Source organism: Streptomyces sp. NPDC111656, from assembly GCF_055656965.1.
This window is the reverse complement of record NZ_JBVKCA010000006.1, coordinates 379,534-391,742: the sequence shown is the minus strand read 5'-3', so window position 1 is coordinate 391,742 and position 12,209 is coordinate 379,534. Positions and strand designations below refer to the sequence as shown.

The following is a 12,209-nucleotide window of genomic DNA, read 5'->3' as shown; positions in this document are numbered from 1 at the left end:
CCGCGTCCCCGGGGCGTGACTACTTCGCGTCGGACTCGCCGTCGGTCTTCTTCGGCTCTGCTTCGTCGGCCTCGTCGGCCTTCGCCTCGGCGGGCTTGTCGGACGGCTCGGCGGCCGCGTCCTTCTTGCTGAGGTCGAGGGGCTTGTCGTCGGAGGCGTCGGAAGAGGCGTCGGCGGCGGGCTCGTCGGTCTCGGTGAGGGAGGAGGCGTCGTCGGGGACGACCGACCCGTCCGCATCCAGGTCGTGCTCGGCGCCGTGGACGATGCGGTTGTACTCGTCGTCGGAGAGCACCGCGCCGATCGCGTTCTTCGCAAACAGCAGGTCGACGCCCGGGCCGGCGTCAAGGAGGACCGAGTCCTCGTTGACCTCCTTGACCGTGGCGTACATGCCACCGATCGTGCGCACGCCGGAGCCGGGCTGCAGCTCATTGCGCATGGAAGCGGCCTGCTGCTGCTTCTTCTTGGCCGACCGGGTCATCAGGAACATGGCCCCGATGAGCACGATGAACGGGAGGAGGGTCACGAGACTCACGGGTCGGAACTTCCTTCTTCGACCGCGATTGGTGAGCGGCCTGCTGGATGGGGGTATGTATGCCGTCGACAAGGGCGGCACCGGCGGAGTCTAAGCGAGTCCGCACTCAGGGAACAACGCTCAGCATGGCACCGGGGTTCCTGACCCCGCGAGTGCGCACGCCGTCACGCCCCGAACAGGTCCCCTTGTCCGTTTCCCCCCGTGGACTGGCGCGGCGGCGTCAGACCGAGGTGGGCCCATGCGGCCGGGGTCGCCACCCGGCCGCGCGGTGTACGGGCGAGCAGTCCCTCCCGTACGAGGAAGGGCTCGGCGACCTCCTCGACGGTCTCACGCTCCTCCCCCACCGCGACCGCGAGCGTGGACAGACCGACCGGGCCGCCGCCGAACAGCTTGAGCAGGGCCTCCAGAACACCACGGTCCAGCCGGTCGAGGCCACGGGCGTCGACCTCGTAGACCTTGAGCGCGGCCCCGGCGATCTCGCGCGTGATGATCCCGTCCGCCTTGACCTGCGCGTAGTCCCGGACGCGGCGCAGCAGACGGTTGGCGATACGGGGCGTGCCGCGGGAGCGCCCCGCGATCTCGGCGGCGCCCTCCGAGCCGATCTCCACGTCGAGGAGATGCGCGGAACGGTGGATGACGCGCTGGAGCTCCGCGGGCTCGTAGAACTCCATGTGCGCGGTGAAGCCGAAGCGGTCGCGCAGCGGGGGCGGCAGCAGACCCGCGCGCGTGGTGGCGCCGACCAGCGTGAACGGCGGCAGCTCCAGCGGGATCGCGGTGGCGCCGGGGCCCTTGCCGACGATCACGTCGACGCGGAAGTCCTCCATCGCCATGTAGAGCATCTCCTCGGCGGGCCGGGACATGCGGTGGATCTCGTCGAGGAACAGCACCTCGCCCTCCTGGAGCGAGGAGAGGATCGCCGCCAGGTCACCGGCGTGCTGGATGGCGGGGCCGCTGGTGATGCGGATGGGGGCGCCCATCTCGGCGGCGATGATCATCGAGAGGGTGGTCTTTCCGAGGCCGGGGGCGCCGGAGAGCAGCACGTGGTCGGCGGTGGCGCCGCGCGCGCGGGCGGCGCGCAGGACGAGGTCGAGCTGCTCGCGGACCTTCTCCTGGCCGATGAACTCGTCCAGGTCCTTGGGGCGCAGGGCCGCCTCGACGGCCTGGTCCTCACGGTCGGCGGACGCGCCGACGAGCCGCTCGGCGTCGCTCTCGTCGGTCGTGTGGTCCCAGTTCACTGAAGTTCTCCTAGCCGTGGCATGTCGGCTGTGTCATCCGGCCGGGGGTCCGGGGGCGCTCCCCGGGAAGACACAGCGTGCATGAGTGCCTCGCGGTCTGGTGGTCGGGCGGCCGGTGGTTCAGCGGGCGCGGTTGAGGGTCCGGAGGGCGGCCTTGAGCAGCTGGCCCACCTGGGGTGTGCCCTCGGCGGCCTCGGCCTGCGGGGCGACGGCGGAGACGGCCTCGTCGGCCTCGCGCGTGGCGTACCCGAGGCCGATCAGCGCGGCGTGCAGCTGGTCGCGCCAGCCGGTGCTGACCGGGGCGCCGATGCCGGTGCTCGTGCCGACGGGCTCGCCGAGCCGGTCCTTGAGCTCCAGCAGGAGCTTCTGGGCTCCCCTCTTGCCGATGCCGGGTACGGCCGTGAGCGTCTTCTCGTCACCCGTGGCGATCGCGCGGCGCAGGGCGTCGGGCGAGTGCGTGGCGAGCATGGCCTGCGCGAGGCGGGGGCCGACACCGCTGGCGGTCTGGAGCAGCTCGAAGGTTCCGCGCTCGTCGTCGTCCGCGAAGCCGTACAGCGTCAGGGAGTCCTCGCGCACGACGAGGGAGGTGGCGAGCTTGGTCTGCTGTCCCATCCGGAGCCTGGAGAGCGTGTTGGGCGAGCACTGGACGGCGATGCCGATGCCGCCGACCTCGACGACCGCGGAGTCCGGGGCGAGGGCGGCGACCGGGCCGCTGACGAAGGCGATCATGCGGTACGGCCTTTCGAAGCGTGGTGCGATGCGGGTTTCGACGCGTGCAGGGCGGCGGCTTGCTGGAGCCGGTTCTGCGCGACGGCCTGCTGGAGTCGGTTCTGCGCGGGGGCGCGCCAGATGTGACAGATGGCCAGGGCGAGGGCGTCCGCCGCGTCGGCGGGTCTGGGCGGCGCGTCGAGCCTGAGCAGCCTGGTGACCATGGCACCCACCTGGGCCTTGTCCGCGCGTCCGCTGCCGGTGACGGCGGCCTTGACCTCGCTCGGGGTGTGCAGGGCGACCGTCAGGCCGCGGCGCGCGGCGCAGAGCGTGGCGACGGCGCTGGCCTGGGCCGTGCCCATCACCGTCCGCACATTGTGCTGGCTGAACACCCGCTCCACGGCGACGACTTCGGGCTCGTACTCGTCGAGCCACTGCTCGATGCCCTGCTCGATGGCGACGAGGCGCAGGCCCAACTCGGCGTCCGCCGGAGTGCGTACGACCCCGACGCCGCGCATGGTCAGGGGTCGGCCCGCGACTCCTTCGACCACCCCGACACCGCATCGGGTCAGCCCCGGGTCAACGCCCAGCACCCGCACCCCAAACCCCCCTTTGCGGCCAAGCCGCCGCCGCTCTCGCGGAGGTGGCCGATCGCCGTCGTGGTTCCTCCATTGATGGCTGCGGTCCGAGGGACTGCGATCATCATCCGTCCTCGACAGGCTAACCGCTGCCACTGACAACGACGGCGGGCCGGCAGGACGTGTCCCGCGGGCCCGCCGAAGTGAATCCTTGGCAGCTCAGGCGTCGACCTTGGCCATCACGTCGTCGCTCACGTCGAAGTTGGCGAAGACGTTCTGCACGTCGTCGCTGTCCTCGAGGGCGTCGATCAGCTTGAAGATCTTCCGGGCGCCCTCTTCGTCGAGGTCGACCTGCATGGTCGGCACGAAGTTGGCCTCGGCGGAGTCGTAGTCGACGCCGGCGTCCTGGAGGGCCGTGCGGACCGCGACCAGGTCGGTGGCCTCGGAGATGACCTCGAAGGACTCGCCGAGGTCGTTGACCTCTTCGGCACCCGCGTCGAGCACGGCACCCAGGACGTCGTCCTCGGTCAGCTCGCCCTTGGGGACGATGACGACGCCCTTGCGGTTGAAGAGGTACGAGACGGAGCCCGGGTCGGCCATGTTGCCGCCGTTGCGCGTCATGGCGACGCGGACGTCCGAGGCGGCGCGGTTGCGGTTGTCGGTGAGGCACTCGATGAGCACCGCGACACCATTCGGCCCGTAACCCTCGTACATGATCGTCTCGTAGTCGGCGCCACCGGCCTCGAGACCGGCGCCGCGCTTGACCGCGGAGTCGATGTTCTTGTTCGGGACCGAGCTCTTCTTGGCCTTCTGAATGGCGTCGAACAGCGTCGGGTTGCCGGACACATCGGCGCCACCGGTGCGGGCCGCGACCTCGATATTCTTGATCATCTTCGCGAAGAGCTTGCCGCGCTTGGCGTCGATCACGGCCTTCTTGTGCTTCGTCGTAGCCCATTTAGAGTGGCCGGACATCTGCCTGTCTCCTTCGCGTAACCCATCCTGTACGAACTCCCCCAGACCTTGAGGATCTGGGGGACCCCCAGATCCTACAAGGACTCCGGTATCCGGTTCGCGCGCACCATGTCGACGAACAGGCCGTGCACGCGGTGGTCACCGGTCAGTTCCGGGTGGAACGACGTGGCGAGCGCGGTTCCCTGACGTACGGCGACGATGTGACCCTCGTGCTCGGCGAGCACTTCGGCCGCGGCTCCCACGGACTCGACCCAGGGGGCGCGGATGAAGACGCCCTCTACAGGATCGCCCTCGACGCCCCGGACGTCGACCGCCGCTTCGAAGGACTCGTTCTGACGTCCGAAGGCGTTGCGGCGCACAATCATGTCGATGCCGCCGATCGTCTCCTGGCCCGAGCGCGGGTCGAGGATCTTGTCGGCGAGCATGATCATGCCCGCGCAGGTGCCGTAGACGGGCATGCCGGCGCGCACGCGCGCGCGGAGGGGCTCCATCAGTCCGAACAGGACGGCCAGCTTGGAGATGGTGGTGGACTCGCCGCCGGGGATGACCAGGCCGTCCACCTCGGCGAGCTCCTCGGGACGCCGCACCGGCCTGGCCACGGCGTCGGCCGCGGCCAGGGCGATGAGGTGCTCCCGTACGTCGCCCTGGAGAGCCAGGACGCCTATGACAGGTGCGTCAGTCATGTACGTGATGCCTTTGTCCGGTCTCGTCGGTCCGGTCTCTTACCAGCCGCGGTTGGCGTAGCGCTCGGTCTCGGGGAGGGTGTCGCAGTTGATGCCGACCATGGCCTCGCCCAGGTTGCGGGAGGCGTCCGCGATGATCTTCGGGTCGTCGTAGAAGGTGGTCGCCTTCACGATGGCGGCGGCGCGCTTGGCCGGGTCGCCGGACTTGAAGATGCCGGAGCCCACGAAGACGCCCTCGGCGCCGAGCTGACGCATGAGAGCGGCGTCGGCGGGGGTCGCTACACCACCGGCGGAGAACAGCACGACCGGGAGCTTGCCGAGCTCGGCGACCTCCTTGACCAGCTCGTACGGGGCGCGCAGGTCCTTGGCGGCGGCGTACAGCTCGTTGTTGTCGAAGCCGCGCAGACGGGCGATCTCGTTCTTGATCTGGCGCAGGTGACGGACGGCCTCGACGACGTTGCCGGTGCCGGCCTCGCCCTTGGAGCGGATCATGGCGGCGCCCTCGGCGATGCGGCGCAGGGCCTCGCCCAGGTTGGTCGCACCGCAGACGAAGGGGGTCGTGAAGGCCCACTTGTCGGAGTGGTTGACCTCGTCGGCCGGGGTGAGGACCTCGGACTCGTCGATGTAGTCGACGCCGAGGGACTGGAGGACCTGGGCCTCGACGAAGTGGCCGATGCGGGACTTGGCCATGACGGGGATGGAGACCGCGTCGATGATCTCCTCGATCATGTTCGGGTCCGACATACGGGCCACGCCGCCGTCCTTGCGGATGTCGGCGGGCACCCGCTCCAGGGCCATGACGGCCACGGCGCCGGCGTCCTCGGCGATCTTCGCCTGCTCAGCGTTGACCACGTCCATGATCACGCCGCCCTTGAGCTGCTCGGCCATTCCGCGCTTGACGCGGGCGGTGCCGGTTGCGGTGTTCTCGGCGGGCTGGGCGGTGTTGGAGAGCGTGCTGGACACGGGTTGACCTCACTCGGTGAAAGAGGGTTTGTGCAGCACTGAGGAAACGTGAGTGGACCAGTCCACAGCAAGGGCCAATGGGGAGCCGGTGGATCCTTTTCGCCTCCCTGGACCCCGCGTCGGCCTGAACGGCCTCGTCCTCAGGTCGTGGGGCGGTCCGCCAGTGCGGTGGGCGGCTCGTCGTCCATTTCGAAGGCCATGGGGAAGGGCGCGTGACCGGCGAGGCGGAACCAGCGGACCTTGCGGTGGCGGCGAAGAGCGCGGGCGGCACGTACCGCGTCGTTGTGGAACCGCCGAGCCATCGGCACCCGCCGCACCGCCTGCGCCAGTTCGGTCGCCGCCGCGTCCCCACCAGGCGCCTCCCGCACCGCCTCCACCTGCTGCACCTCTCCGAAGACGGCCCGCAGGGCCTGGCTGAGGTCGCTCTCGGCCACCTCGCGCTGCTCCTCCTCCGCCTGCCGCGCGGCATGCGCGGCCTCGTAGAGCACGATCGAGGCGGCGGGATCGAGCACCCCGGAGGTCGCCAACTCCTGGGCGACCGAGGCACGGCGCAACAACTGCGCGTCGAGCGCGGCACGGGCGGCGTCGATCCGGGCGTGCAGCCGGTCGAGACGCCCCGCGGTCCAGCTCAGGTAGAGGCCGATCGCGACGAGGCCGACGAGGATCCAGATGAGGGTTGCGGTCACGGGCGGCAAGGCTACCCGGGCGTGCTCACCCCTCCCTCACGTCCCACGCGCAACGGAAACCGCCGTGCCCGGTGGAGGAGTCGGGGGTGTTCCTCGACCGGGCGGCCACCCGGTAGCGGTTGCAGTACGAGGCGTGGCACAGGCACGAGCCCCCACGGATGACCCGCCGGCCGGGGTCCGTCGCCGAGGTCCCGGTCGAGGTCCCGGAGGGCGCGGTGAAGGCGTCCGCGCACCGCTCCCACAGGCGCTCCTGGTCGGCGGGGGCGAACTCCCAGGTGGAAGACGAACGAACTGCCGTACCGCTACGCCTCCGTCACCTGTCAGGTCGCCCGCACGAACTCCGCGAACCGGGCGTTGGTGACGGCCGTCGCGTCGATCCGGAACGGCTCGCCGCGCACCCTGCGGGCCGGTCCGAACCGAGCTCCCCGTGCGAACCGGCCTCCCCGCGCGCGGGTGCGCAGCAGCACGCCTCTCTCCCGCCCTGCGTCGACGTGTCCCGCGCGCTCAGTCCCGGGCCAGTCCGAACCTCGCCCGCAGCCCCGTCCGTTCGTCCGCGGCGACCGCCGCCGCACCGTCCGTCACCGTCTCGTAGACGGACAGGATGTCCGCGCCGACGGTCGACCAGTCGAAGCGCCGTACGTGGGCGCTGCCCCGCGCGCGGAGTTCGGCCCGGCGCTCGGGGTCGCCGAGCAGCCGCAGGGCCGTGGCGGCCAGGTCGTCCGCGTCCTCGTTGGCGAAGAGTTCACCGGCCGCGCCCTGGTCGAGGACCTGCGCGAACGCGTCGAGGTCGGAGGCCAGCACCGGCGCGCCCGCCGACATCGCCTCCACGAGGATGATGCCGAAGCTCTCGCCGCCGGTGTTGGGCGCCACGTACAGGTCGACGCTGCGCAGGAAGCGGGCCTTGTCCTCGTCGCTGACCATGCCGAGGAACTCGACGCGCGAGCGCATCTCGGCGGGCAGGGACTCGACGGCCTCCTCCTCGTCACCGCGTCCGGCGACCAGGAGCCGGGTCCCCGGACGCTCGGCGAGGATCTTGGGCAGGGCCTTCATGAGGACGGGCAGGCCCTTGCGGGGCTCGTCGATGCGGCCGATGAAGCCGAGGGTGTCGCCCTGCCACTCGGGCTTGGGCTTGGCGCGGGCGAAGAAGTCGACGTCGACGCCGTTCGGGATGACGACCGCGTCGCCGCCCAGATGCTCGACGAGCGTGCGGCGGGCGTACTCGCTCACCGCGATCCGCGCGCTGATCTTCTCCAGGGCCGCCTGCAGGATCGAGTACGCGGCGACCATGGCCCGGGAGCGCGGGTTGGAGGTGTGGAAGGTGGCGACGATGGGGCCCTGCGCGGCCCAGCACGCGAGCAGGCCGAGCGAGGGCGAGGCCGGCTCGTGGATGTGGATCACGTCGAAGGTGCCGTCGTGCAGCCAGCGCCGCACCCGGGCCGCCGACAGGAAGCCGAAGTTCAGGCGCGCCACGGAGCCGTTGTAGGGCACCGGAACCGCGCGGCCCGCCGAGACGACGTACGGCGGCAGCGGTGTCTCGTCGTCCGCGGGGGCGAGCACCGAGACCTCGTGCCCGCGGCGGATGAGGTGTTCGGCCAGGTCACGGATGTGGAACTGGACGCCGCCCGGCACGTCCCAGGAGTAGGGGCAGACGATGCCGATCCTCACGGAGTCCTCTTCTCGGAATCCTTCTGGGCGTTGTCAGAATCCCTGTTGTCAGGATCCTTCCCGGGATCGAGGTCCTTGAGCCACAAGCGCTGCAGCATGTGCCAGTCCTCCGGATGTTCGGCGATACCCGTGGCGAAGGCGTCGGCCAGCGCCTGTGTCATGACAGACGTCTTCTCGGCCCGGGTACCTGTCTCGGGGACCTCGACGGGGGGATGCACACGGCCCTGCATCACCGGTGAGTCGTCGTACCAGAGCGTGACCGGCAGAAGGACGGCTCCGGTCTGCTGGGCGAGCAGCGCCGGGCCCGCGGGCATCCGGGTCGTCTCGCCGAAGAACTCCACCTCGACGCCCGAGGCCGACAGATCACGCTCGGCGACCAGGCAGATCAGTCCGCCGTCCCGCAGCCGCCGCGCCAGCGTGCCGAACGCGGTGCCGCCGCTGTGCGGCAGGACCTCCATGCCGAGGCCCTCGCGATAGGCGACGAAGCGGTCGTACAGCGACTCCGGCTTGAGGCGCTCGGCGACGGTCGTGAACGGGGTCTCCAGCTTGGTGGTGACCCAGGCGCCGGCGAGGTCCCAGTTGCCCATGTGCGGCAGGGCCAGGATGACACCCTGGTCGGAGGCGAGCCCGTCCGTCAGATGGTGCACGTCCTTGCAGTCGAAGCCCGTCCGCACGCGCTCCTTGCTCCAGGCGGGGAGGCGGAAGGACTCCATCCAGTAGCGCAGGTACGAGCGCATGCCCGCCCGGGAGAGCTCGGCGAGCCGCTCCGGGGTCGCGTCGGGCAGCACGCGCGCGTAGTTGCTCTCCAGCCGTTGTACGCCCTTGCCGCGCCGTTTCCAGGCGATGTCCGCGATCGTGCGGCCCAGGCGCACCGCGACCGGCTCCGGAAGCTTCTTGACGGTGCCCCAGCCGAGCGCGTACGCCCCGTCCACCAGCCTCTCCTGGAGACTGGTCACGACGTGGCCCCGCTGTTCTGCGCCGCGGCCGCGGCGTCCGCCTCCGCGGACTCCCGGCGCACCGTGACGACGCGCTGGATCAGCGTGACCAGGCTGCCGACGGCGACGATCCACAGCGCGACGGGCAGCAGCCACTGGATGCCGGGCACCCCGAACTTGTGCAGCCCCGCGAGGCCCGCCGCGACCAGGGAGATCACCAGGCGCTCGGCGCGCTCCACCAGGCCGTTCACGGCGACGGGCAGGCCGATCGACTCGCCACGGGCCTTGGTGTACGAGACCACCTGGCCGCTGGCCAGACAGAAGATCGAGACGGCGCACAGGGCGTTGTTGTCGCCGCCGCCCGCGTACCAGAGCGCGAAACCGCCGAAGATCGCGCCGTCGGCGACCCGGTCGAGCGTGGAGTCCAGGAAGGCACCCCAGCGGCTGGAGCGGCCGAGCTGGCGCGCCATGTTTCCGTCGACCAGGTCGGAGAAGACGAAGAGCGTGATGACGATCGTGCCCCAGAAGAACTCCCCCCGGGGGTAGAAGACCAGCGCGCCCGCCATGACTCCGGCCGTACCCAGGAGGGTGACCGTGTCGGGGCTTACCCCCCGACGGATGAGAAACGCGGCGAACGGTGTGAGGACACGCGTGAAGAATGCACGCGCGTACTTGTTCAGCATGGCCTTCCCGAGGGTCGGTGTCGCCGCGCGGCCCCTGCTGGCCACCGGCTGGCCCATCGTAGCCACGCGCGCGCCGGTGCGACGGCCGGGCACCCGCACCCCGTGTCACGGTGGGATGCCATCGATGTCACGGCGGGATCGCGTCCCCCGTATGGACGCACCGTGACGCGAGTGCAAAGCTCGAAGACACCGCGGGCGTCATCGGAGCCGCACCGCACGCGGATCCGGCCACGCCCGCGCCCAAAGAGACCTCACCGTGCACGGGAGGCAAGACCATGGGCGACAAGGCGAACGCACACCCCGGAGCCGCCGGCAGGGCTACAGCGGCCGACCACCCCGCGTCCGTACGGAATGTGGTGCTGGTCGGCCACAGCGGATCCGGCAAGACGACATTGGTGGAAGCTCTCGCGCTGACGGCGGGAGCAGTGAACCGGGCGGGCAGGGTGGAGGACGGCACCGCCGTCTCCGACTACGACGAGATCGAGCACCGGCAGCAGCGCTCGGTGCAGCTGTCCCTGGTACCCGTCGACTGGGACGGATACAAGATCAACATCATCGACACCCCCGGATACGCCGACTTCGTCGGGGAACTCAGGGCCGGTCTGCGCGCCGCGGACGCGGCCCTTTTCGTCGTCTCGGCCTCGGACGGGGTGGACGGCTCGACCCGGATGGTGTGGGAGGAGTGCGCGGCGGTCGGCATGCCGCGCGCCATCGTGATCACCCACCTCGAGTCGGCGCGCGCCGACTTCGACGACATGACGCGGATCTGCGCCGAGGCCTTCGGCGCGGACGACCCCGACGCCGTACTGCCGCTGTACCTGCCGCTGCACGGCGCGGAGGGGCCCGACGGGCACGCCTCTGTCACCGGGCTGATCGGGCTTCTCACACAGCGGCTGTTCGACTACTCCTCCGGGGAGCGCAAGGAGGCCGAGCCGGGACCGGAGCAGCTGCCGCTGATCGAGGAGGCGCGCAACCGGCTGATCGAGGGGATCATCGCCGAGAGCGAGGACGAGACCCTCATGGACCGCTATCTGGGCGGCGAGCAGATCGACGTCAAGACGCTCGTGCAGGACCTGGAGCGGGCCGTGGCGCGGGGTGCGTTCTTCCCGGTCCTGGCGGCCGCGCCCGCCGCCGAGGGCGCCCGCCAGGGGCTCGGCACCGTCGAGCTCCTGGAACTCGTCACGGGGGGCTTCCCGACCCCGCTGGAGCGTCCGGCGCCCACCGTGACGACACCGGAAGGGCAGGAACGCGAGGTCAAGGCCTGCGATCCGAACGGACCGCTGGTCGCGGAGGTCGTGAAGACGGCCAGCGACCCCTATGTGGGCCGGGTCTCCCTCGTCCGCGTCTTCTCGGGCACCCTGCGCCCCGACGAGACGGTGCACGTCTCCGGGCACGGGCTGGGCGACCGCGGGCACGAGGACCACGACGTCGACGAGCGCGTCGGCGCCCTGTCCGCGCCGTTCGGCAAACAGCAGCGCTCCCTGACGCACTGCATCGCGGGCGACCTGGCCTGCGTGGCCAAGCTCAACCGGGCCGAGACCGGTGACACGCTCTCGGCCAAGGACGACCCGCTGCTGATGGAGCCCTGGCAGATGCCGGACCCGCTGCTGCCGCTCGCCATCCAGGCACACAGCAAGGCCGACGAGGACAAGCTCTCGCAGGGCCTGGGCCGGCTGGTCGCCGAGGACCCCACCATGCGCCTGGAACAGAACCAGAACACCCACCAGGTCGTTCTGTGGTGCCTGGGCGAGGCCCACGCCGACGTCGCCCTGGAGCGGCTGCGCAACCGGTACGGCGTCCAGGTCGACGTGGTCCCGCACAAGGTCTCCCTGCGGGAGACGTTCGCGGACAGGGCCGCGGGGCGCGGCCGCCATGTGAAGCAGTCCGGTGGGCACGGGCAGTACGCGATCTGCGAGATCGAGGTCGAACCCCTCCCGAACGGCTCGGGAATCGAGTTCGTGGACAAGGTCGTCGGCGGGGCCGTGCCCCGGCAGTTCATCCCCTCCGTCGAGAAGGGGGTGCGGGCCCAGGCCGCCAGGGGCGTGGTCGCGGGCTATCCCCTCATCGACGTACGGATCACCCTGCTCGACGGCAAGGCGCACTCCGTGGACTCCTCCGACGCGGCGTTCCAGACCGCGGGTGCGCTCGCCCTGCGTGAGGCGGCCACCGACACCAGGATCCATCTGCTGGAGCCGGTGGCCGAGGTGACGGTCCTGGTCGGCGACGAGTACGTGGGCGCCGTGATGAGCGACCTGTCGGGGCGGCGCGGCCGGGTGGTCGGCACCGAGCAGGCGGGCGGCGGACGCACGCTCGTACGGGCCGAGGTCCCGGAGATCGAGATCGGACGGTACGCCGTGGATCTGCGCTCCCTCTCGCACGGCACCGCACGCTTCAACCGCACCTACGCGCGGCACGAGCCGATGCCGTCGCAGATCGCCGAAAGGATGCGCGAACAGGCCCAGAACGCCTGACGGTTCGGCTCCTGTCACCCTCGGCGGGCGGCTTCGGCCGTCCGCCGACGAATGTCGGTCGCGGCCGATACTCTGGGAACTGATCAAGACGATGACCT

General features: G+C 70.8%; 13 protein-coding genes and 1 pseudogene. 1 reads left to right on the top strand and 13 read right to left on the bottom strand.

The genetic code is table 11. The features are described from left to right. Window positions 1-19 precede the first annotated feature (19 nt). The 13 genes and pseudogenes from yajC to pgsA all read right to left on the bottom strand — a co-directional run bounded on the left by yajC (window position 20) and on the right by pgsA (window position 9,697). Window positions 20-532, bottom strand: coding sequence for a preprotein translocase subunit YajC (yajC, locus tag ACZ7M3_RS20780; RefSeq protein WP_355309693.1), 513 nt, complete (start codon window positions 530-532; stop codon window positions 20-22). Between the two features lie 164 nt (window positions 533-696). Continuing rightward, the gene (gene ruvB / locus ACZ7M3_RS20775; protein ID WP_095855771.1) at window positions 697-1,767 is read right to left on the bottom strand and encodes a Holliday junction branch migration DNA helicase RuvB; all 1,071 of its coding nucleotides are present in this window, start codon (window positions 1,765-1,767) and stop codon (window positions 697-699) included. A gap of 120 nt (window positions 1,768-1,887) precedes the next feature. Next, the gene (gene ruvA / locus ACZ7M3_RS20770) at window positions 1,888-2,496 is read right to left on the bottom strand and encodes a Holliday junction branch migration protein RuvA (RefSeq protein ID WP_472065014.1); all 609 of its coding nucleotides are present in this window, start codon (window positions 2,494-2,496) and stop codon (window positions 1,888-1,890) included. Then, window positions 2,493-3,074 carry a crossover junction endodeoxyribonuclease RuvC gene (gene ruvC / locus ACZ7M3_RS20765; protein WP_472065012.1) on the bottom strand — a complete coding sequence of 194 codons (582 nt, stop codon included), beginning with the start codon at window positions 3,072-3,074 and terminating at the stop codon, window positions 2,493-2,495. Before ruvC ends, ruvA begins: the two co-directional genes overlap by 4 nt. A gap of 198 nt (window positions 3,075-3,272) precedes the next feature. Continuing rightward, complete coding sequence (locus ACZ7M3_RS20760; RefSeq protein ID WP_472065010.1) at window positions 3,273-4,025, bottom strand: YebC/PmpR family DNA-binding transcriptional regulator; 753 nt, start codon at window positions 4,023-4,025, stop codon at window positions 3,273-3,275. A gap of 74 nt (window positions 4,026-4,099) precedes the next feature. Beyond that, window positions 4,100-4,708 carry a pyridoxal 5'-phosphate synthase glutaminase subunit PdxT gene (pdxT, locus tag ACZ7M3_RS20755; protein WP_067365903.1) on the bottom strand — a complete coding sequence of 203 codons (609 nt, stop codon included), beginning with the start codon at window positions 4,706-4,708 and terminating at the stop codon, window positions 4,100-4,102. A 39-nt stretch (window positions 4,709-4,747) separates the two neighbouring features. Next, the gene (pdxS, locus tag ACZ7M3_RS20750) at window positions 4,748-5,671 is read right to left on the bottom strand and encodes a pyridoxal 5'-phosphate synthase lyase subunit PdxS (protein WP_054233942.1); all 924 of its coding nucleotides are present in this window, start codon (window positions 5,669-5,671) and stop codon (window positions 4,748-4,750) included. A gap of 140 nt (window positions 5,672-5,811) precedes the next feature. Beyond that, a complete protein-coding gene (locus tag ACZ7M3_RS20745; protein WP_054233941.1) occupies window positions 5,812-6,357 on the bottom strand; it encodes a LemA family protein in 546 nt (181 codons plus the stop codon). Window positions 6,358-6,382: 25 nt separating this feature from the next. Beyond that, a pseudogene (locus ACZ7M3_RS20740) lies at window positions 6,383-6,601 on the bottom strand (formylglycine-generating enzyme family protein); the annotation flags it as partial. Between the two features lie 76 nt (window positions 6,602-6,677). Next, window positions 6,678-6,824 carry an SUMF1/EgtB/PvdO family nonheme iron enzyme gene (locus ACZ7M3_RS20735; protein WP_472065008.1) on the bottom strand — a complete coding sequence of 49 codons (147 nt, stop codon included), beginning with the start codon at window positions 6,822-6,824 and terminating at the stop codon, window positions 6,678-6,680. A gap of 37 nt (window positions 6,825-6,861) precedes the next feature. Beyond that, on the bottom strand, window positions 6,862-8,022 hold the full coding sequence (locus ACZ7M3_RS20730) for a glycosyltransferase family 4 protein (RefSeq protein WP_452971589.1): 1,161 nt from the start codon (window positions 8,020-8,022) through the stop codon (window positions 6,862-6,864). After that, window positions 8,019-8,978 carry a phosphatidylinositol mannoside acyltransferase gene (locus ACZ7M3_RS20725; RefSeq protein WP_472065006.1) on the bottom strand — a complete coding sequence of 320 codons (960 nt, stop codon included), beginning with the start codon at window positions 8,976-8,978 and terminating at the stop codon, window positions 8,019-8,021. Before ACZ7M3_RS20725 ends, ACZ7M3_RS20730 begins: the two co-directional genes overlap by 4 nt. Beyond that, window positions 8,975-9,697, bottom strand: coding sequence for a phosphatidylinositol phosphate synthase (gene pgsA / locus ACZ7M3_RS20720; RefSeq protein ID WP_079064919.1), 723 nt, complete (start codon window positions 9,695-9,697; stop codon window positions 8,975-8,977). Before pgsA ends, ACZ7M3_RS20725 begins: the two co-directional genes overlap by 4 nt. A 218-nt stretch (window positions 9,698-9,915) precedes the next feature. Between pgsA and ACZ7M3_RS20715 the strand changes: the two genes are divergently transcribed. Then, window positions 9,916-12,111 carry an elongation factor G-like protein EF-G2 gene (locus ACZ7M3_RS20715; protein ID WP_472065004.1) on the top strand — a complete coding sequence of 732 codons (2,196 nt, stop codon included), beginning with the start codon at window positions 9,916-9,918 and terminating at the stop codon, window positions 12,109-12,111. Window positions 12,112-12,209: the final 98 nt, after the last annotated feature.